Below are 18,511 nucleotides of genomic sequence, written 5' to 3'. Positions count from 1 at the left end.
GCGCCCCTTCCACCAGGGCGCCCCCGTCGTCGTACCGCCACGGCCCGGCGGGCGGCTCAGAAGAAGACCGACCGCCGCTGCACCAGCAGCTTGTACAGCGTGTGCTGGATCTGCTCGCGCACCTGGTCCGTCAGGTTGAACATCAGCATCGGATCCTCCGCCGCCTCCGGCGGATAGCCGTCCGTCGGGATCGGCTCGCCGAACTGGATCGTCCACTTCGTCGGCAGCGGGATCGCGCCCAGCGGGCCCAGCCACGGGAAGGTCGGCGTGATCGGGAAGTACGGGAAGCCCAGCAGCCGCGCCAGCGTCTTCGCGTTGCCGATCATCGGGTAGATCTCCTCCGCCCCGACGATCGAGCAGGGGATGATCGGGGCGCCCTGCCGCAGCGCCGTGGAGACGAAACCGCCCCGGCCGAACCGCTGGAGCTTGTAGCGCTCGCCGAACGGCTTCCCGATGCCCTTGAAGCCCTCCGGCATCACCCCGACCAGCTCGCCCTGCGACAGCAGCCGCTCGGCGTCCTCCGCGCACGCCAGGGTGTGCCCCAGCTTGCGGGCCAGCTCGTTGACCACCGGCAGCACGAACACCAGGTCCGCGGCGAGCAGCCGCAGATGCCGGCCGGCCGGGTGGTGGTCGTGCACCGCGACCTGCATCATCAGGCCGTCCAGCGGCAGCGTCCCGGAGTGGTTGGCGACGATCAGCGCCCCGCCCTCCGCCGGAATGTTCTCGACGCCCTTCACCTCGACCCGGAAGTACTTCTCGTACACCGGCCGCAGCAGCGACATCAGGACCTGGTCGGTCAGCTCCTCGTCGTAACCGAAGTCGTCGACCTCGTAGTCCCCGGTGAGGCGGCGGCGCAGGAACGCCAGCCCGCCCGCGATCCGCCGCTCCAGGGACCCGGCGTCCCCCGGCCGCGGCGGCTCCTGCGCGCCGCTCACGGGGGCGTCCTGCGGCGCCGCGGCACGCGTGGGCAGCGGCTGGACGTCACCCACCTGACCGGCCTCCCGACCCGCCTCGCGGCCGGCCTCACGCGCCCGCGCCTGCTCCCCGCCCCCACCGCGCTGGCCGGCCGTGCTCCGCCGTCGTGACGGCCGCTGTGCGGCGCCCCCGCGGGACCGGTCGTCGTCGAAGGGAATGACCTTGGCATCCGCCATCGTTGCTGCGCTCCTCAGTTGGCGCTCTGCGTCGGGGACTGGCTCGGGGAGTGGCCGGCCGCGTGGCCCGGCGAGCGGGACGCGCCCGGCTCGGCGAACAGCGCGGCGGCCAGCCGGTCGACGGCGCCCGCCATCGCCTCCGGCGGCAGCAGCCCGGGGCCGTGGCCGCGGGCGAACTCCGCGAAGGTCTCGGCGGTGGTGTACTTCGGCTCGAAGCCCAGCGTCTCGCGCATCTGGGTGGTGTCCACCACCCGGCCGTGGGTGAGCAGCCGGATCTGCTCAGGCGAGAAGTCCGTCATGCCCAGGGTCCGCACCAGCGACCCGGCCCAGGTCACCGCGGGCAGCAGCAACGGCACCGTGGGCCGCCCGAGCCGCCGCGAGCACTGGGACAGCAGCACCACACCGTCCCCGGCGATGTTGAAGGTGCCGCTGTTCAGGGTGCCCCGGGCCGGCTCGTGCGAGGCCAGCCGCAGCACCTCGATCACGTCGTCCTCGTGCACGAACTGCAGCCGCGGGTCGTAGCCGAACACGGTCGGCAGCACCGGCAGCGCGAAGTAGGAGGCGAGCGGCGAGTCGGCGCACGGGCCGAGGATGTTCGCGAACCGCAGCACGCACACGGCGACGTCCGGCCGCCGCCGGGCGAACCCGCGGACGTACCCCTCCACCTCGACCGCGTCCTTGGCGAAGCCACCGCTGGGCAGCGACTTCGGCGGCGTCGTCTCGCTGAAAACGGCCGGATCGCGCGGCGCCGACCCGTACACGTTCGTACTGGACTTCACCACCAGCCGCTGGACCGTCGGCGACTTCTGGCAGGCGCCGAGCAGCTGCATGGTGCCGATGACGTTGGTCTCCTTGACCGTGGCCCGGCTGCCGCCGCCCAGCGCGGTGCCCGTGACGTCCATGTGCACGACCGTGTCGGCGCCGGACTCCGCGACCACCCGGGCGATGCCGGGCTGCCGGATGTCCGCCTGGACGAAGTCGGCCCCGCCCAGGTGGTGCTCGGGCGGCACCGCGTCCACGGCGACGACGCGGTCCACCTCCGGATCACGCTGGATGCGCCGTACGAACCGGCCGGCCAGCCGGCGGGCCACTCCGGTGACGAGCACGACCTTGCCCAAGATCAGCGCCTTCCTTCGTACCACGTCGTACAGCCGTACGTCCTCTGCGTCCCCGCCCGTACCCTGCCGCGTTCCCCTCTCGCGGCCAACTTAGCGGGTCGGCACCGCCCTGTGACGACCGCCTGACGCGTGACATGACGGAAAACGCGCGGGAAACGCGTGCGGCCCACCGGGAAACGCGGGTGGCCCCCCACCGAACCCGGTGGGGGGCCACAGAAACGCGGTGCGCGCGTTGCGGCTTGCCGCGTCGCCTTACTTCTTGTTGCGACGCTGAACGCGCGTGCGCTTGAGCAGCTTGCGGTGCTTCTTCTTGGCCATCCGCTTGCGCCGCTTCTTGATAACAGAGCCCACGACTACCCTCGCTCACTTCTCATCACTCGGTGTTTGGGCGCCATGGGCCCACACGACCTACGAGGGGCTAGCCTACCCAACCGAGCGCTGAGGTCGTAATCGGGGTGACCGGGGAGATCGAAAATGCCCTGTGGTGATCACCCCGGACCGTCGTCTCAGGCGGATTCCACCCCCACGTAGCTGTCGCGAAGGTACTCGTGAACCGCGTTCTCCGGGACCCGGAAGGACCTCCCGACCCGGATCGCGGGCAGATGACCGCTGTGCACCAGCCGGTACACGGTCATCTTCGACACTCGCATCACCGCGGCCACTTCCGCCACGGTAAGGAACTGAACCTCGCTCAGAGGCCTCTCGCCAGCTGCCATGACACACCTGAACCTTCCGCACTCGACGGCCACCGGCTTCCCCTTCCGGTGACTCTTCGTCGCTGCGTGCTCACTCCCCAGACTAGGGGCGGGTGATGCAAGTGGGGAAGAGGTGCACCCATCGGCGGCCTACTGTGACAGACACGCTCGATTGAGTACGTAGCGGGTAAGCGGCCGGTAGTAAGCAGACCGCACAGCGTCATCAACCGGAACGACGACGGCCACGCACCCCTCGGCCTGCCCCACGAAGAGCGCGGGGTCGTCGGTGTCAGCCAGCCCAATGGCCTCAAACCCCAGCTGACCTGCTCCGCAGACCCAGCCGTGGTCCCCGATCACCAGCTCCGGAAGGGGTCCGCCGGCCTCGGCCGCGGCGGCCAGAGCGGTACGAATCGGGAGCGGGGAATGCGTGTGTGCGCCGGTCGCACGACCGTGGCCCGGGGCGGCGGGTTCCCGCACGAGCGCGACTCCTCGTACGTAGTCGAGGTTGTGTGTGCGTAGACCGAACCGGGTCAATATGTCGACACAGCGACCCTTCGCCGGTGTGAGGACAGCACATCCCGCCGCCGAGAGGGCGTCCGCCAAGTCGGCGTAGAAGCCGAGCAGCCGGTGCGGGTGCCCGGTCCCGAGGAGCACCGGCGCCCGCCGCCGCGCCGCGGCCCCGAGCCGCTCCGCGAAGGCGTCCAGGGCGGCGAGCGTCAGCTCCGGATCGATCAAATCCGGACCCGAAACGCACCTCATGTCACCAGAAACGCCACAGCTTTCAGCCATCAATCCCACCAAATCCGGCACGCGCCAGGCTCCCACCGGATCGACGCCGATCAGCACGCGGGGATCCCGAGCCGCGAACAGCCGGTAGCTCCGCAGACTCCGCTCCCGCCCCGTGGCCACCCGCCCGGCCAGCCCGGCCGCCACCAGATGCTCCCGCAGAACCCCGGCACTCACCATGCACCGATGCTGCCGGACCCCAACCGCCTCCGCCCCGGAAACGGGGGACCACCGCGCGGTTGGCGTAACTGGACGGAAGGCCCGGCGCACCGCCGCCACCGAGGGCACCGCTGACCCCACTGGCGCCCGCTGCCACCGTCGGCACCGTGCCACCGTCGGCACCGCTGGCGCCGCTGGCGCCGCTGGCGCCGCTGGCGCCGACAGCACCGCTGACCGCGCTCGGGCCGCCGGCGCCGCGCGGCACCGACGGCACCGCCGCCCTCGCTGGCACCGTGCACCCCGCCGCTCACATGCCGCCGACCCGCCCACGTACCGCTGGGCCGTACCCCGACGACCACGCCGGCGGCCCCGCCGCTACGCCAGCAGCCCGCGCAACGGGAACACCGCCCGCCGCACCGCCAGCACCGCCTGATCCAGCCGGTCGGCCGGGTCGTACCCGTCCTCCCACTCCCGGAAGGACACCGGCCACCGGCCGTCCGTCATCCGCATCGGCCCCAGCTCCCGAGTCCGCGCGAACACCTCCTGCCGCCACGCCTCCGGGATCACCGTCTCCGGCGCGATCTCCCGCCCCGCCGCGATGCCCACCAGATGCGTCCACGACCGCGGCACCACGTCCACCACGGCGTACCCGCCGCCGCCCAGCGCGAGCCACCGCCCGTCGGCGTACTCGTGCGCCAGCCGGTGACACGCCACCTGCACCGCCCGCTGCGCGTCCAGCGAGACCGCGAGATGCGCCAGCGGGTCCTCGAAGTGGGTGTCCGCCCCGTGCTGCGTCACCAGCACCTGCGGCCGGAAATCCGCGATCAGCTCCGGCACCACCGCGTGGAACGCCCGCAGCCACCCCGCGTCCCCGGTCCCCGCCGGCAGCGCCAGGTTCACCGCGGACCCCTCACCCGCACCGCCCCCGGTCTCCTCCGGCCACCCGGTCTGCGGGAACAGCGTGCGCGGATGCTCGTGCAGCGAGATCGTCAGAACCCGTGGATCCTCCCAGAAGGCCGCCTGCACCCCGTCCCCGTGATGCACGTCGACGTCCACGTAAGCGACCCGCTCGGCCCCCAGCTCCAGCAGCCGCGCGATCGCCAGCGACGCGTCGTTGTAGACGCAGAACCCCGCCGCCCCGCCCGGCATCGCGTGGTGCAGCCCGCCCGCGAAGTTCACGGCGTGCAGCGCGTCGCCCCGCCACACCGCCTCCGCGGCCCCCACCGACATCCCGGCGATCAGCGACGACACCTCGTGCATCCCGGCGAACGCCGGATCGTCCAGCGTCCCGATCCCGTACGATCCGTCCGCCCGACGGGGATCCGCCGAAGCCGCCTTGACCGCCTCGATGTAGTCCTCGCGGTGGACGAGCCGCAGCGTCGACTCCCCGGCCGGCTTCGCCGCCACGACCTCCACCTCACGGTCGAGCCCGAACGCCGAGACCAGTCGCCGGGTCAGGGCCAGCCGGACCGGATCCATCGGATGCCCCGGCCCGAAGTCATACCCCGTTACTGCCTCGTCCCACATCAGCTGTGCGCGGCCGCTCATGCCCGCCACCGTATCGGTCCGGTTGAGCGGCGAACGACCTGGCATACACCAGCGTCACCAGGACCAGCACCATCGGCACAAGCATCGCCCCGCGGTAACTCCACGCGTCGCCCAACGCCCCCACCAACGGCGAACCGATCAAAAACCCCACGTAGTTGAATACGTTCAGCCGCGCGACCGCCGCATCGGACGCCCCCGGGAACAGCCGCCCCGCCGCCGCGAACGTCTGCGGCACGAGCACGCACAACCCCAGCCCCAGCAGCGTGAATCCGAGCATCCCCACCCACGCCCCGGGCGCCCCGGCCACCACCGCGAACCCGGCCGCCGCCACCAGCGCCCCGCCCCGCACCACCGCCACGGCCCCGAACCGCCGCACCCCGGCGTCCCCGACGGCCCGCCCCAGCAGCGTGGTCACCATGTAGACGTTGTACGGAACCGTCGCCGCCTGCTCGGAACTGCCCAGCACGTCCTGGAGGTACTTCGCACTCCAGTTGGCCACGGTCGAGTCCCCGATGTACGCGAAGGTCATCACCAGGCACAACGGCAGCAGCGCCTTGAACACGACACCACCGCCGCCACCCGCGTCCCCCTCCCCCTCACCGGCCGCAGCCCGCCCCCCGTCGACGTACCACCGGCTCCCCACCAGACACAGCGGCAGCAACACCCCCACGACCGGCAGATACGACACGCCGAGCGCCAGCCCCCAGTGCGCCTCCACCCACGCCAGCGAGGCCCCGAGAATCCCGCCCAGGCTGTACGCCGCGTGAAACCCGAGCATGATGCTGCGCCCGTACGACCGCTGGAGGCTCACCCCGAGCATGTTCATCGACGCGTCCAGCGCCCCCACGGCCAGCCCGAACACCCCCAGCGCCACGGCCAGTACCGCCATCCGCTCCCCCGCGCCCACGCCGAGGAGCGCCAGGAGCACGACGGGCTGGGACCACCGCAGCACCGCACTGGCCGGTACGCGCCGCACCAGCCACTCGGTCGCCACGCTCCCTGCCCCGGCCAGCACCGGCACGGCCGCCAGGAACGCCGGCAGCAGCGCGTCCGACACCCCGTACCGGTCCTGGATCGCCGGGATCCGCGTCACGAGCAACGCGAAGGCGACGCCCTGAGCGAAGAATCCGAACGCCAGCGAAGCCCTGCCGCGCCGCAGCTGATCCGTCATGGCGGCGAGCGTAGGGCCCCGGCGTACCGCTGGGTATATCAAGCCAAAGATGAATTTCCTTCAGCTGTTCGGCGCCGGCTCAGGCGAGCAGTCCGATCAGCTCCCCCATCTCGGAGAACAGCCCGGTCGCCCCCGCGAGCTTCGCGGCCGGCGTCATGGCGGTGAACCCGTACACGTGCATCCCCGCGGCCACCGCCGCCCGGACCCCCAGCGGACTGTCCTCGACGACCACACACCGCTCCGGCGCGACCCCCATCCGCTCCGCCGCGTGCAGGAACAGGTCCGGCGCCGGCTTGCCCCGCCCGACGTCCTGCGAACTGAAGATCCGCCCGTCGTCGAACCACCGCTCCAGCCCGGCCACCCGGTGCCCCACCCGGATCCGCTCATGGCTCCCCGAGGACGCCACGCAGTACGGCACCCCGTCCGCGGCCAGCTTCTCCAGCACCTCGGCGGCCCCGTCGACGGCCTTCAGCTCCCGTTCGAACGCCGCGAACACCCGAGCGTGGAAGACGTCGTCGAACTCCGCCGGCAGCCGCCGCCCGGTGCGCTCCTCTATCAGCTCGTGGACCCGGTGCATCGCGGACCCCATGAAGTCCCGGATGGAGTCCTCGTACGTCGTCGGGTGCCCCAGCTCGGTGAGATAGGCCGCCAGATGCCGGTTGGAAATCGGCTCACTGTCGACGAGCACACCGTCGTTGTCGAAGATGACCAAGTCATAGCGCATGCGATAGACCTTAAACGCAGAAAACCCCCGCATCATGTGATGCGGGGGTTTTCCCAATAATTGTTCGGCGGCGTCCTACTCTCCCACAGGGTCCCCCCTGCAGTACCATCGGCGCTGTAAGGCTTAGCTTCCGGGTTCGGAATGTAACCGGGCGTTTCCCTCACGCTATGACCACCGAAACACTATGAAACTGTCAACCGGAGCCGCAGCAACGGCTACGACGGTTGTTCGTGGTTTCAGAACCAACACAGTGGACGCGAGCAACTGAGGACAAGCCCTCGGCCTATTAGTACCGGTCAACTCCACACGTTACCGTGCTTCATCCGGTGACACATCACGAGAGCGGAACAGTCAGGCGGAATAGGCCCGACCGTTCACAGCGTCCTCGCTGTGTTTTTTCAAAGGAACCTCGTCCCAGCTGATGCTGGAGACGGGGTATCAACATATCTGGCGTTGACTTTTGGCACGCTGTTGAGTTCTCAAGGAACGGACGCTTCCTTTGTACTCACCCTTTCGGGCTTTCCTCCGGGCGCTTCCCTTCGGTCTTGCGTTTCCGACTCTATCAGATCTTTTCTCGATCCGATTTCCTCGGTGCTTTCCAGGTTCCCGCTCTCGCGTTTCCCTTTCCGGCGGTTCCGACTCTATCAGATCCTTTCGGGCCTGACTCCCAGTCAGAGGGGGTTGCCTTCCCGGCCGTTGCGGGCCGTTCCGACGAGTGAGACTTTAGCGGATTCCTCGCTCCCGAGCTAATCGGGGGCTGCGTCCTTTCGAACGCGGATTCCGCATTCCGTAAATACGCACGCCAATGGCACGACGACAGATCGACTGCGCGTCGAAAGTGGTTTGGTACTTGCGGAATGGCTGTCCGGGGACCGACCGGAGTCGGCGCTCACGTCGGACAACTCGGAGAACCCTACGGACGGGCGTGGGGCGTGTCAACTCCGGGGCGGGAGGCACCCCTGCCGCGTATCGTGGGTGCCGTGACTACGCGTACGTGCACCCAGCAGTGGTGGGCCGCCTGACGGCGGCCGTCCTCACGTATGCACTCGACGGCCGCCGCCTCGGCGGCCGTCGTCGTATCTCCCTCCGGGAGGGTCGGTCGTCGGTGACGGCGGCGGCCCTACCAGGAGGTGGAGAGATGAAGCGGGTCTTCAGCGGGGTCAAGCCGACCGGGCATCTGACGCTGGGGAACTACCTGGGGGCCATGCGGCGGTGGGCCGCGGTGGACCAGCACCAGGCCGACGCCCTGTTCTGTGTCGTCGATCTGCACGCGCTGACCGTGGAACACGATCCGGCACGCGTGCGGCGGCTCAGCCGGCAGGCGGCGACGCTGTTGCTCGCGTCGGGGCTCGATCCCGAGAAGTGCACCGTTTTCGTCCAGAGTCATGTGGACGAGCACGCGCGGCTGTCGTATCTGCTGGAGTGCGTGGCGACCGACGGCGAGATGCGGCGGATGATCCAGTACAAGGAGAAGGCCGTGCGGGAGCGGGCGCGCGGCGGGAGTGTGCGGCTGTCGTTGCTGACGTATCCGGTGCTGATGGCGGCGGACATCCTGGCGTACGGGACCGACGAGGTGCCGGTCGGGGACGATCAGACGCAGCATGTGGAGCTGGCCCGGGATCTGGCGGTGCGGTTCAACCAGCGGTACGGGCACACGTTCGTGGTGCCTCGGGCCACGGCTGCGGGGGTGGCGGCGCGGGTGATGAACCTGCAGGAGCCGACGTCGAAGATGGGCAAGAGCGATGACGTCGGTCCGGGGATCGTGTATCTGCTCGACGAGCCGGACGTGGTGCGCAGGAAGGTGATGCGGGCCGTGACGGACAGCGGGCGGGACGTCGTGTACGACCGGGAGGCGCGGCCCGGTGTCGCGAATCTGCTGGAGATCCTCGCCGCTTGTACGGGTGGGAACCCGGAGGCGCTGAGCGGTGTATATGAGTCGTACGGCGCCTTGAAGAAGGACACCGCTGAGGCCGTGGTCGAGCTCCTGAGGCCCGTACAGGCGAGGCACAAGGAGTTGTGTGCGGATCCCGGCTATGTGGAGGGGGTGCTGCGGGATGGTGCGCAGAAGGCTCGGGGGATGGCCCGGCCGACCGTGGATGCCGCTTATCGCGCGATCGGGCTGCTGCCTGCCCCCGCTGATACAGGGGCCGCGGCGGGAGCCGTGCTGAACGCGGCGCGGTAGGCGCGTGGGCTGGTGGCGAGGCGCGAGGCGAAGTGCTGGCGCATCGTGACCTCGCTGCCGAAGCCGGCGCGGCGGGCGACCTCGGGCATGGGGAGGTCGGTGCGTTCGAGGAGTTTCTGGGCTGCGGCGATGCGCTGCTCGAGGAGCCAGCGCAGGGGGGTGGTGCCGGTCTCGGCGGTGAAGCGGCGGGCGAAGGTGCGCGGTGACATGCCCGCGCGGGCGGCGAGGGCGGCGACCGTGAGCGGTTCGTGCAGGTGGCGCAGGGCGTGTTCGCGTACGGCGGCGAGGGTGTCGGCGTCGCGGTCCGTGCAGGGGGTGGGCTGTTCGATGAACTGGGCCTGGGTGCCGGTGCGGAAGGGGGCCGTGACCATGGAGCGGGCGATGGCGGCGGCGGCCTCGGCACCGTGGGCGCGGCGTACGAGGTGGAGGCAGAGGTCGATGCCGGCGGCCGTGCCGGCCGCGGTCCAGATGTTGCCGTCCTCGATGAACAGGGCGTCGGGGACGACCGTGACGCGTGGGTGCCGGGTGCGGAGGAGGTCGACGAGTGCCCAGTGGGTGATGGCGCGGCGGCCGTCGAGGAGGCCGGCCTGGGCGAGGGTGAAGGCGCCGCCGCAGAGGGCGGCGAGCGTGGTGCCGCGGGCGTGGGCGCGGCGCAGGGCGTCGAGGACGGGGGTGGGGGCGGGGGTGATGTGGTCGTCGAGGCCCGGGATCAGGACGAGGTCGGCCCGGGACAGCCAGGTGAGGGTGCGGTCGGGGAGGAGGGTGAGGCCGCCGCGCAGAGGGAGGGGGGTGCTGGTGTCGGTGGCGACACGGCGCAGGTCGAAGGCGGGGACCCCGCGGTCGGTTCGGTCGGTGCCCCAGACCTCGGTGATGACGGAGACGTCGAAGGCGCGGATGCCGGGGAAGGCGACCATGGCCACGCGGTACATGGGTGGCAGTAAACCATCGATCGATGACTTCTGCGCCTCTGGGACGGGTGGTGGGCGAGCGCCATGCTTCTGGGCATGGAGATCGCGAAGAACGCAGCGCTGCTGGTCGTGGATGTGCAGAAGGGCTTCGACGAGTCCGGGTTCTGGGGGCCGCGGAACAATCCGGGGGCCGACGAGAACATCGCCTCGCTCATCGACGCCTGGCAGGTGACGGGGCGGCCGGTCGTCTTCGTACGGCATGACTCGGTGAATCCGCGGTCGCCGCTGCGGCCGGGGCAGGAGGGCAACGACTTCAAGGAGTACGTGGCGGAGCGGCGTGGGAAGGGGGCCGGGAGTGAGCTGCTGGTGTCGAAGACCGTGAACTCGGCCTTCTACGGGACGCCGGACCTGAACGCCTGGCTGAAGGCGGAGGGGATCGGGCAGCTCGTGGTGGCCGGGATCCAGACGAACCTGTGCGTCGAGACGACGGCGCGGATGGGCGGGAACCTGGGCTACGACGTGGTGGTGGCGTACGACGCGACGCACACCTTCGATCTGGCCGGGCCGTTCGGGTGGCGCAAGAGCGCGGACGAGCTGGGGCAGGCGTCGGCGGTGTCGCTGCACGGGGACGGGTTCGCGCGGGTGGTCCTGACGCGGGAGGTGGTGGCCGCGGCGACGTGACCGCCCCAGGGCGGGGCGGTCATCGGGCGGGTCAGCTGTTGTTGCCGGAGGCGAGTTCGCGGCTGCGGTCGCGGGCGGCCTCCAGGGCGGCGATGAGGGCGGCGCGGACACCGTGGTTCTCCAGCTCGCGGATGGCGTTGATGGTGGTGCCGGCCGGGGAGGTGACGTTCTCGCGGAGTTTGACGGGGTGTTCGCCGCTGTCGCGGAGCATGGTGGCGGCGCCGATCGCGGACTGGACGATCAGGTCGTGGGCCTTGTCGCGGGGCAGGCCGAGGAGGATGCCGGCGTCGGTCATGGCTTCGACCAGGTAGAAGAAGTAGGCCGGGCCGGAGCCGGAGAGGGCGGTGCAGGCGTCCTGCTGGGACTCGGGGACGCGGAGCGTCTTGCCCACGGCGCCGAAGATCTCCTCGGTGTGGGCGAGGTGGTCGGCGGTGGCGTGGCTGCCGGCGGAGATGACGGACATGGCCTCGTCGACGAGGGCGGGGGTGTTCGTCATGACGCGGACGACCGGGGTGCCGGGGGCGAGGCGTTCCTCGAAGTAGGCCGTGGGGATGCCGGCGGCGCCGCTGATGACCAGGCGGTCGGCGGGGACGTGGGGGGCGAGTTCGTCGAGGAGGGTGCCCATGTCCTGCGGTTTGACCGTGAGGATCAGGGTGTCGGCGGTCTTGGCGGCTTCCGCGTTGGTGACCGGGGTGACTCCGTAGCGGGTGCGGAGTTCTTCGGCTCGCTCGGGGCGGCGGGCGGTGACCAGGAGGTCGGCGGGGGTCCAGCCGGCGCGGATCATTCCGCTGAGCAAGGCTTCGCCGATCTTTCCGGTGCCGAGGACTGCGACTTTCTGGGTCATGGCTGGGGTGCCCTCCGGGGTGTGCGTCGTCCGGGGCCATCCTCGCACTCGGGGGTGCGGGACGGGGCGGGTGTCCGGTGGGCGGACGTGCGGTTCAGGGGGTGCGGCGGCGCAGTGTCGCGGCGCCGAGGGCGAGGACGAGGAGGGCGGAGCCGGCGACGATCAGGACGTCGCGGACGAAGTCGGCGGTCATGTCGGTGTGCCGCAGGACCTGGTTCATGCCGTCGACGGCGTAGGACATGGGCAGTACGCCGGAGAGGGCTTCGAGGACGGGGTGCATGGCGTCCCTCGGGGTGAAGAGGCCGCAGAGGAGGAGCTGGGGGAAGATCACGGCGGGCATGAACTGGACGGCCTGGAACTCGGAGGCCGCGAAGGCGGAGACGAACAGGCCGAGGGCGGTGCCGAGCAGCGCGTCGAGGAGGGCGACGAGCAGCAGCAGCCACGGGGAGCCGGTGACGTCGAGGCCGAGGGCCCACAGGGCGAGGGCGGTGGCGAGGGCGGACTGGATGATCGCCAGGGTGCCGAAGGCGAGGGCGTAGCCGGCGATGAGGTCGCCTTTGCCGAGGGGCAGGGCGAGGAGGCGTTCGAGGGTGCCCGAGGTGCGTTCGCGCAGGGTGGCGATGGAGGTCACCAGGAACATGGTGACCAGGGGGAAGATGCCGAGGAGCGAGGCGCCGATGGTGTCGAAGGTGCGCGGGCTGCCGTCGAAGACGTAGCGCAGCAGGAGCAGCATCACGCAGGGAATGAGGATCATCAACGCGATCGTGCGCGGGTCGTGGGCGAGCTGGCGCAGGACGCGGGCGGCGGTGGCGGTGGTGCGGGAGGCGTTCAGGGCGCGGGTGGGTGCCGGTGGTGGCGCCGGGGCGGTGGTGGTGCTCATCGAGTGCTCTCCTTCGTGCGGCCCGCGGCCTCGTCGACCAGGTGGAGGAAGGCCGCTTCGACGGTGTCGGCTCCGGTGCGGGCGCGCAGGGCGTCGGGGGTGTCGTCGGCGAGGACCCGGCCCTCGCGCATGAGCAGGAGGCGGTGGCAGCGCTCGGCCTCGTCCATGACGTGGGAGGAGACGAGGAGGGTGGCGCCGCGGGAGGCGGCGATGTCGTGGAAGAGCTGCCACAGGTCGCGGCGCAGGACGGGGTCGAGGCCGACGGTCGGTTCGTCGAGGACGAGGAGTTCGGGGGTGCCGAGGAGGGCGACGGCCAGGGAGACGCGGCTGCGCTGGCCGCCGGAGAGGTTGCCGGCGAGGGTGTCGGCGTGGCCGGCGAGGTCGACGTCGGCGATGGCCCGGTCGACGTCGTGGTGGCGGTGTTCGGCGGCGGCGCGGCCCGGGGTGAGGACGGCGGCGAAGTAGGCGAGGTTCTGGCGGACGGTGAGGTCGTCGTAGACGGAGGGGGCTTGGGTGACGTAGCCGATGCGGGAGCGCAGGGCGGGGTGGCCGGCGGGGCGGCCGAGGACGTCGAGGGTGCCGGTGACCTTGGCCTGGGTGCCGACGATCGCGCGTATGAGGGTGGACTTGCCGCAGCCGGAGGGGCCGAGGAGGCCGGTGATCCGGCCGCGGGGGACGGTGAAGCGGAGGTCGTGCAGGACGGTGCGGTGGCCGCGGACGACGGTGAGGCCGTCGGCGTGGACGGCCGCAGGGGCGGCCGCGTGGTCTGCGGCGAGCTCGGCGGGGTGGTGAGTCCGGTTGACGGGGCCGGTGGGGGTGGGGTCGGGGGGCCTTGCCTGGTTATTCATCATGTGATGAATAATCCTCTCGGGGGCGGACCCCGTCAAGCGGCGTGAGAGGGGGCGCCGGGTGCGGTCAGGGGGCCTTGGTGAGCAGGAGTTCCACGTCGTAGACCTCCTCGACCGTGCCGTCGGGGAAGCGGCGCAGGAGGTGGTCGCGTTCCTCGGCGAGGAAGGCGGCCCTGCGGTCCGCGCCGTGCACGAGGAAGATCGAGTGGCTGCCGAGGTTGGCGAGATGGGTGTCGACGGGGACGCGGCGGCTCCAGCGGACGACCTCGCGGACGCAGTGCGGGGCGGCGCCCGGGGCGGTCGCTTCGAGGGCGGCGGCGAACGCCGGGAGGGCGCTGGTGCGGTGGGGGCCGCGGCTGCCCCAGGTGGCGATCACGTCGTCGCCGTAGTGGTGTCGGACGCGCTCGGTCTGTTCCGCGATCCAGGGAATGTCCTCGGCCTCCAGGTTCCACCACAGCGCGAGCGCGCCGCCCGGCCGCAGCACGCGGAACGCCTCCGGCAGGGCGCGGGCGGGGTCGGTCCAGTGCCAGGCCTGGGCGTAGGTCACGAAGTCGGCGCAGGAGTCGGTGAGCGGGAGGGCGTTGCCGTTGCCGCGGACGAGCGGGATGGCGGGGTGGGCGCGGCGGAACTCGGCCGCCATGCCCTTGCCGGGCTCCACGGCGACGACGTGCGCGCCGCGCCGGTGCAGGAGGGCGGTCGCTATTCCGGTGCCGGCGCCGATGTCCACGACCCGGGCGCCGGCGAGGGGGCGGCCGGCGATCGCCTCGATCGTGTCGAAGAGGACGGGCGGGTAGGAGGGGCGGTTCGCGGCGTACTGGGTGGCGGCGGTGTTGAAGGAGTGGGCCCTGGCGGAGTGGTACGGCGATGTCGGCATGGGGCCATGGTGGCCAAGGGCGCGCGCGGGGGCGGGGAGTTTCGGTGAGCTCGGGGGCGGACGGGCGGGTGGGGTGAGGGCCGGTCAGTCCGGTGGGGTGGGGCGAGGACCGGTCCGGTGGGGGTGGTGGCCGGTCGGTCCGGTGGGGTGGTGGCCGGTCGGTCCGGTGGCGGGCGCGGGAGCCGGTCCCGGGGGTGGGGGCGGGAGCCGGTCCCGGGGGTGGGGGCGGCCGTCAGCGGCGGCGCTTCTTCGACGGGTTGCCGGTGCGGCGGGACGTGCGCTTCTCGTGCCGGGCGCGGGCCGCCTCGTACTCGCGGCGGTGGAGCTTCTCGCCGGGGGCCTCGGTGAGGGAGCGGAAGAAGTACGCGAGGAGGGAGCCGACGAAGCCGATGGAGAGCAGGCCGCGCAGGGAGGCCTGGCGCTCGGGGTCGGGGCGGTTGCCGAAGCTGTCCCAGGTGTGCCGGAAGGCGAGCGCGCTGCACACCGCGAACATGCCGACGACCAGCAGGGACACCAGGTTGCCGGTGTTGGCGATGAGCAGGCCCTCGTAGGCGAAGCGCAGCACCAGGCAGGAGACGACGGCGGCGGCGAGGGATCCGGCGGAGACGGCGACGCGGCGCAGGGCGTAGCCGTTGTCGTGGTGCAGCCAGGTCGTGCCGAAGAAGCGGAGGGGCTCCGGGCGCGGGCCCGGGCCTGATCCTGAGCCTGGGGCCGGCGTGCTGGGCTGGGAGCCCGCGGCCGCGGGGGTCGTCGTCGGGGTGCCGGTTTCGTCGCTCACGCGTCGATTATGGCTTCCGTGGGGCGACGGGCCGGGTGCGGGCTCCCAGGCGGGTGTCAGGCGGCCTGATGTCTGTGCCGGGCGTCAGGCGCCGGGTGCCAGGCGCCTGTGTCGGCTGCCAGGTGGCGTCAGAGGCAGCGGGAGGCGACGTAGCCGTCGGTGCCCGTGTTCACGTAGGCGTCGGAGACGTACTCGCCCTGGCTGATGTTGTCCCAGATCTTCGAGGTGCCGTAGGGCCCGGTGACGGTCTCGCCCGGGCGCTGGCAGAAGATCGGGACGCGGGCGCCCTCGTTCAGGACGCGGACGATCGGATAGTTGGTGCCGGGGCCGCTGCGGACGTTGAGCCGGACGCCCGGGGCGACCGGGTAGTAGCGCAGGGCCGTCGTCGTGACGGCCTCGGCCGCCGTCTCCACCGGTGCGGCCTCGGCGACGCCGACGGCCTCTGCCGTGTTGTCCACGGACATGGAAAACCTCCCCCGTTGACCCATGGCTCGGATCGGCCATGGGATCGCGTTGATTCCCTGCAGTCGCGCCTCAAAACATATGTACGCAACTCGCACACGGAGGCTAGCAAGCCGCCTCGGTCCCGTACGCCTCATCGACTAGGCTCCGTGCGTCGCGCGCACGGACGAAGAGCACGGGGGTGGTCCATGGCGCCACAGCGAAACACCGGTGCGGGCGCGGAAGCGGAACTTCCGGAGTACGCCGGTGACTACCGGCTGGAGTCCTGTCTGGGCTCCGGCGGCATGGGCGTCGTCCATCTCGCGCGCAGCCCCTCGGGGATGAAGCTCGCGGTGAAGGTCGTACACGCGGAGTTCGCCAGGGATCCCGAGTTCAGGGGGCAGTTCCGGCAGGAGGTGGCGGCGGCCCGGCGGGTCAGCGGGGCCTTCACGGCGCCCGTCGTCGACGCCGATCCGGAGGCCGAACGGCCCTGGATGGCGACGCTGTTCATCCCCGGCCCCACCTTGTCCGAGGAAGTGAAGCGGAACGGGCCCATGTCCGCGGCCCAGTTGCGCCGGCTGATGGCGGGGCTGGCGGAGGCGCTGCGCGACATCCACCGGGTGGGGGTCGTGCACCGGGATCTGAAGCCGAGCAACGTGCTGCTCGCCGAGGACGGGCCGAAGGTCATCGACTTCGGCATCTCCCGGCCGAAGGACAGCGAACTGCGCACCGAGACCGGGAAGTTGATCGGCACGCCGCCGTTCATGGCGCCGGAGCAGTTCCGGCGGCCGCGCGAGGTGGGGCCCGCCGCCGACATCTTCGCGCTGGGCTCGGTGATGGTGCACGCGGCGACGGGGCGTGGGCCGTTCGACTCCGACAGCCCCTATGTCGTCGCCTACCAGGTCGTGCATGACGAGCCAAATCTGGCGGGCGTGCCGGAGGGGCTCGCGCCGCTGGTGCTGCGGTGTCTGGCGAAGGAGCCGGAGGAGCGGCCCACGCCGGACGAGTTGATGCGGGAGCTGCGGTCGGTCGCGGCGTCGTACGACACGCAGGCGTTCATACCGGCGCAGCGGGTCGCGGAGGCGGCGGAGGGCGGGGCCGGCGACGTCGAGGGTGCGGTGGTCGGTGCCGGCGCGGCCGAGGGTGCGGTGGTCGCGGGTTTGGCGGCCGGGGATGCCGGCGGCGAGCGTGCCGGCGGGGCCTCCGGCGCCGAGGCGAAGGCCGGTGCCGGTGTGCCGGCGGGCGCCAGCGGCCAGGATGCCGGGGTGCGGGGTGCTGGAGCGCGGGGTGCCGGAGCGCGGGGTGCTGGAGCGCGTCGTGCCGGAGCGCGGGGTGCCGGAGCGCGAGGGCGTGTCCGCGCGTGGGCCGGGCGGCGGCGTCTCGTACTCGCCGGGCTCGCCGCCGCCGTCCTCGTCGGCGGTGCGCTGGCGTCCGTGCGGGCGTTCGGCGAGGCGGGCGGAGATCCGGAGGACGCCTCGCCCCGGACGGCGTTCAGCGCCTGGGCGGCGAAGCCCGCGGCCAGGGGCGGGGCCGTGCCGCAGTGCGCGTACGGCGCGGGCCTGCTGCTGTGCTCCCGGCCGGGGCAGGTCTTCGCGCTCGACCCGGCCGACGGCACGCGCGCGTGGACGCGTTCCGCCACGACCGGTCCGACGAGCGGGCCGCCCGTCGTCTCGGGCGGTCTGGTGCAGCCCGACCCGGACGGCGGCCGGCGGCTGGCCGCGCTCGACCCCGTCTCCGGTGCGGAGGTATGGCGTCGCGACCTGCCGCGGCAGTCCGCGACGCGGTACGCCAGGGGCACACTGCTGCTCACCCGCGCGGACGGCACGGTCACCGGGGTGAACACCGCGACCGGCGAGGACCGGTGGAGCCGGCGGATTCCGGGCCACGCGATGCCTGCCTTCGTGGCCTTCGCCGGGGACCCGCTGGCCTACACCGCCGCCCCGACGGGCGACGGCACGGGTACGCGCGTCAGCGCGGTGGACCCGGCGACCGGGGAGGTGCGCTGGACGGCCGAGCTGGAGGGCGCGGTGAAGCCGGTCGGCACGGGTCCGGGGGGCTCGCGCCCGCGGGCCGTGTACTTCGCCGCCGTCGACTCCGTCTACGGCGACACGGACGCCGTCGTACGGTACGACCCGCACTCCCGCGCGGCGGACCGGGTGGCGCTGCCGGTGCCGCGGCAGGACACGCAGGCGGCCGTGCACGGTGACGTGGTGTACCTGCTGGCGGCCGGCGGCTCGCTGGAGGCGTTCGACCTGGCGCGCGGGAAGCGGCTGTGGCACCTGGAGACGTCGGTGAGCCGGGGCTCGGCGCCGGTCGCCGACGGTCGGCTGGTGTACTTCACCGCCGCCGACGGGCGGCTGATCGCCGTGGACGCCCGGACCGGGAAGCTCGTCGGGGAAACTCCCGCGCGGCTGGGCGCGGACTCCGACAAGGTCGCCGGTGAGGTGCCCGCGCCGGTACTGGTGGGCACGCGGGTGTACGCCGCGGCGCCGGACGGCACGGTCTTCGGCGTGGACGGGCGGCACCCGGGCGCCTGGTGAGCCGCCGCAGCGCCGCGTGCGGCCCCGCGCCGCCGAGCCACCGCGTGCCGCCCGCCCCATGCCGCCGTACCGCCAGGCCGGCGCGCGCCGCCAGGCCACCACGTGCCACCATGCCACCCCGTACCACCAAGCCACCCCGTACCACCAAGCCCCCATACGGCCGAAGCGGCCGGCTCGTGCGTG

Annotated in this window: 18 protein-coding genes and 1 rRNA gene; 3 read left to right on the top strand and 16 right to left on the bottom strand. The window is 72.0% G+C overall.

The features are described from left to right. Positions 1 to 56: 56 nt before the first annotated feature. From G7Z13_RS19960 to rrf, 9 genes are all read right to left on the bottom strand, one after another. Positions 57 to 1,151 carry a lysophospholipid acyltransferase family protein gene (locus tag G7Z13_RS19960; protein WP_166001186.1) on the bottom strand — a complete coding sequence of 365 codons (1,095 nt, stop codon included), beginning with the start codon at positions 1,149 to 1,151 and terminating at the stop codon, positions 57 to 59. A gap of 14 nt (positions 1,152 to 1,165) precedes the next feature. Continuing rightward, a complete protein-coding gene (locus tag G7Z13_RS19955) occupies positions 1,166 to 2,269 on the bottom strand; it encodes an NAD-dependent epimerase/dehydratase family protein (RefSeq protein WP_166001184.1) in 1,104 nt (367 codons plus the stop codon). 252 nt (positions 2,270 to 2,521) lie between these two features. Next, positions 2,522 to 2,620 carry an AURKAIP1/COX24 domain-containing protein gene (locus G7Z13_RS19950; protein ID WP_003948845.1) on the bottom strand — a complete coding sequence of 33 codons (99 nt, stop codon included), beginning with the start codon at positions 2,618 to 2,620 and terminating at the stop codon, positions 2,522 to 2,524. A 155-nt stretch (positions 2,621 to 2,775) separates the two neighbouring features. Further along, complete coding sequence (locus G7Z13_RS19945; RefSeq protein ID WP_166001181.1) at positions 2,776 to 2,985, bottom strand: helix-turn-helix domain-containing protein; 210 nt, start codon at positions 2,983 to 2,985, stop codon at positions 2,776 to 2,778. Between the two features lie 129 nt (positions 2,986 to 3,114). Continuing rightward, entirely contained in the window at positions 3,115 to 3,930 is an 816-nt protein-coding gene (locus G7Z13_RS19940) for a phosphatase (protein ID WP_166001179.1), read from the bottom strand. Between the two features lie 354 nt (positions 3,931 to 4,284). After that, complete coding sequence (locus G7Z13_RS19935; protein WP_166001177.1) at positions 4,285 to 5,457, bottom strand: acetoin utilization protein AcuC; 1,173 nt, start codon at positions 5,455 to 5,457, stop codon at positions 4,285 to 4,287. After that, positions 5,408 to 6,628: an MFS transporter gene (locus tag G7Z13_RS19930; protein WP_166001175.1), complete on the bottom strand. Its 1,221-nt coding sequence runs from the start codon at positions 6,626 to 6,628 to the stop codon at positions 5,408 to 5,410. Before G7Z13_RS19930 ends, G7Z13_RS19935 begins: the two co-directional genes overlap by 50 nt. A 79-nt stretch (positions 6,629 to 6,707) precedes the next feature. Beyond that, positions 6,708 to 7,352: an HAD family hydrolase gene (locus tag G7Z13_RS19925; RefSeq protein ID WP_166001174.1), complete on the bottom strand. Its 645-nt coding sequence runs from the start codon at positions 7,350 to 7,352 to the stop codon at positions 6,708 to 6,710. A 62-nt stretch (positions 7,353 to 7,414) separates the two neighbouring features. Next, positions 7,415 to 7,531 (bottom strand): 5S ribosomal RNA (gene rrf, locus G7Z13_RS19920). 959 nt (positions 7,532 to 8,490) lie between these two features. On the opposite strand from rrf, the gene trpS reads away from it, so the two are divergent. After that, entirely contained in the window at positions 8,491 to 9,534 is a 1,044-nt protein-coding gene (trpS, locus tag G7Z13_RS19915) for a tryptophan--tRNA ligase (protein ID WP_166001171.1), read from the top strand. Here the strand turns inward: trpS and G7Z13_RS19910 are convergent. Beyond that, positions 9,456 to 10,463, bottom strand: coding sequence for a helix-turn-helix domain-containing protein (locus G7Z13_RS19910; RefSeq protein ID WP_166001170.1), 1,008 nt, complete (start codon positions 10,461 to 10,463; stop codon positions 9,456 to 9,458). The two genes, trpS and G7Z13_RS19910, sit on opposite strands and share 79 nt — an antisense overlap. A 75-nt stretch (positions 10,464 to 10,538) precedes the next feature. On the opposite strand from G7Z13_RS19910, the gene G7Z13_RS19905 reads away from it, so the two are divergent. Then, positions 10,539 to 11,123, top strand: coding sequence for a cysteine hydrolase family protein (locus tag G7Z13_RS19905; protein WP_166001168.1), 585 nt, complete (start codon positions 10,539 to 10,541; stop codon positions 11,121 to 11,123). Between the two features lie 31 nt (positions 11,124 to 11,154). Here the strand turns inward: G7Z13_RS19905 and proC are convergent, their stop codons facing one another. From proC to G7Z13_RS19875, 6 genes are all read right to left on the bottom strand, one after another. Then, positions 11,155 to 11,967, bottom strand: a complete 813-nt coding sequence (gene proC, locus G7Z13_RS19900; protein ID WP_166001166.1) for a pyrroline-5-carboxylate reductase — start codon at positions 11,965 to 11,967, stop codon at positions 11,155 to 11,157. A 94-nt stretch (positions 11,968 to 12,061) separates the two neighbouring features. Beyond that, complete coding sequence (locus tag G7Z13_RS19895) at positions 12,062 to 12,847, bottom strand: ABC transporter permease (protein WP_166001164.1); 786 nt, start codon at positions 12,845 to 12,847, stop codon at positions 12,062 to 12,064. Beyond that, entirely contained in the window at positions 12,844 to 13,698 is an 855-nt protein-coding gene (locus G7Z13_RS19890) for an ABC transporter ATP-binding protein (protein WP_166001162.1), read from the bottom strand. The genes G7Z13_RS19895 and G7Z13_RS19890 overlap by 4 nt, the downstream gene beginning before the upstream one ends. Positions 13,699 to 13,762: 64 nt before the next feature. After that, positions 13,763 to 14,569, bottom strand: a complete 807-nt coding sequence (locus G7Z13_RS19885) for a class I SAM-dependent methyltransferase (protein ID WP_166001159.1) — start codon at positions 14,567 to 14,569, stop codon at positions 13,763 to 13,765. Positions 14,570 to 14,801: 232 nt separating this feature from the next. Beyond that, positions 14,802 to 15,347: an EamA/RhaT family transporter gene (locus G7Z13_RS19880; protein ID WP_166001158.1), complete on the bottom strand. Its 546-nt coding sequence runs from the start codon at positions 15,345 to 15,347 to the stop codon at positions 14,802 to 14,804. Positions 15,348 to 15,475: 128 nt separating this feature from the next. Continuing rightward, positions 15,476 to 15,811, bottom strand: coding sequence for an SH3 domain-containing protein (locus G7Z13_RS19875; RefSeq protein ID WP_166001157.1), 336 nt, complete (start codon positions 15,809 to 15,811; stop codon positions 15,476 to 15,478). A 186-nt stretch (positions 15,812 to 15,997) separates the two neighbouring features. Between G7Z13_RS19875 and G7Z13_RS19870 the strand changes: the two genes are divergently transcribed. After that, positions 15,998 to 18,328, top strand: coding sequence for a serine/threonine-protein kinase (locus G7Z13_RS19870; protein ID WP_166001155.1), 2,331 nt, complete (start codon positions 15,998 to 16,000; stop codon positions 18,326 to 18,328). Positions 18,329 to 18,511: the final 183 nt, after the last annotated feature.

The organism is Streptomyces sp. JB150, from assembly GCF_011193355.1.
Classification (GTDB): Bacteria; Actinomycetota; Actinomycetes; order Streptomycetales; family Streptomycetaceae; genus Streptomyces.
Note: the sequence above shows the minus strand (reverse complement) of the source record. Positions and strands in the feature narration are given on the sequence as shown.

Excerpts from the sequence above, each read along its gene's own strand:
- G7Z13_RS19960 (WP_166001186.1), bottom strand. The coding sequence starts at position 1,151 with ATGGCGGATGCCAAGGTCATTCCCTTCGACGACGACCGGTCCCGCGGG.
- G7Z13_RS19945 (WP_166001181.1), bottom strand. The coding sequence starts at position 2,985 with ATGGCAGCTGGCGAGAGGCCTCTGAGCGAGGTTCAGTTCCTTACCGTG.
- G7Z13_RS19940 (WP_166001179.1), bottom strand. The coding sequence starts at position 3,930 with ATGGTGAGTGCCGGGGTTCTGCGGGAGCATCTGGTGGCGGCCGGGCTG.
- G7Z13_RS19935 (WP_166001177.1), bottom strand. The coding sequence starts at position 5,457 with ATGAGCGGCCGCGCACAGCTGATGTGGGACGAGGCAGTAACGGGGTAT.
- G7Z13_RS19930 (WP_166001175.1), bottom strand. The coding sequence starts at position 6,628 with ATGACGGATCAGCTGCGGCGCGGCAGGGCTTCGCTGGCGTTCGGATTC.
- G7Z13_RS19925 (WP_166001174.1), bottom strand. The coding sequence starts at position 7,352 with ATGCGCTATGACTTGGTCATCTTCGACAACGACGGTGTGCTCGTCGAC.
- trpS (WP_166001171.1), top strand. The coding sequence starts at position 8,491 with ATGAAGCGGGTCTTCAGCGGGGTCAAGCCGACCGGGCATCTGACGCTG.
- G7Z13_RS19910 (WP_166001170.1), bottom strand. The coding sequence starts at position 10,463 with ATGTACCGCGTGGCCATGGTCGCCTTCCCCGGCATCCGCGCCTTCGAC.
- G7Z13_RS19905 (WP_166001168.1), top strand. The coding sequence starts at position 10,539 with ATGGAGATCGCGAAGAACGCAGCGCTGCTGGTCGTGGATGTGCAGAAG.
- proC (WP_166001166.1), bottom strand. The coding sequence starts at position 11,967 with ATGACCCAGAAAGTCGCAGTCCTCGGCACCGGAAAGATCGGCGAAGCC.
- G7Z13_RS19895 (WP_166001164.1), bottom strand. The coding sequence starts at position 12,847 with ATGAGCACCACCACCGCCCCGGCGCCACCACCGGCACCCACCCGCGCC.
- G7Z13_RS19890 (WP_166001162.1), bottom strand. The coding sequence starts at position 13,698 with ATGATGAATAACCAGGCAAGGCCCCCCGACCCCACCCCCACCGGCCCC.
- G7Z13_RS19885 (WP_166001159.1), bottom strand. The coding sequence starts at position 14,569 with ATGCCGACATCGCCGTACCACTCCGCCAGGGCCCACTCCTTCAACACC.
- G7Z13_RS19875 (WP_166001157.1), bottom strand. The coding sequence starts at position 15,811 with ATGTCCGTGGACAACACGGCAGAGGCCGTCGGCGTCGCCGAGGCCGCA.
- G7Z13_RS19870 (WP_166001155.1), top strand. The coding sequence starts at position 15,998 with ATGGCGCCACAGCGAAACACCGGTGCGGGCGCGGAAGCGGAACTTCCG.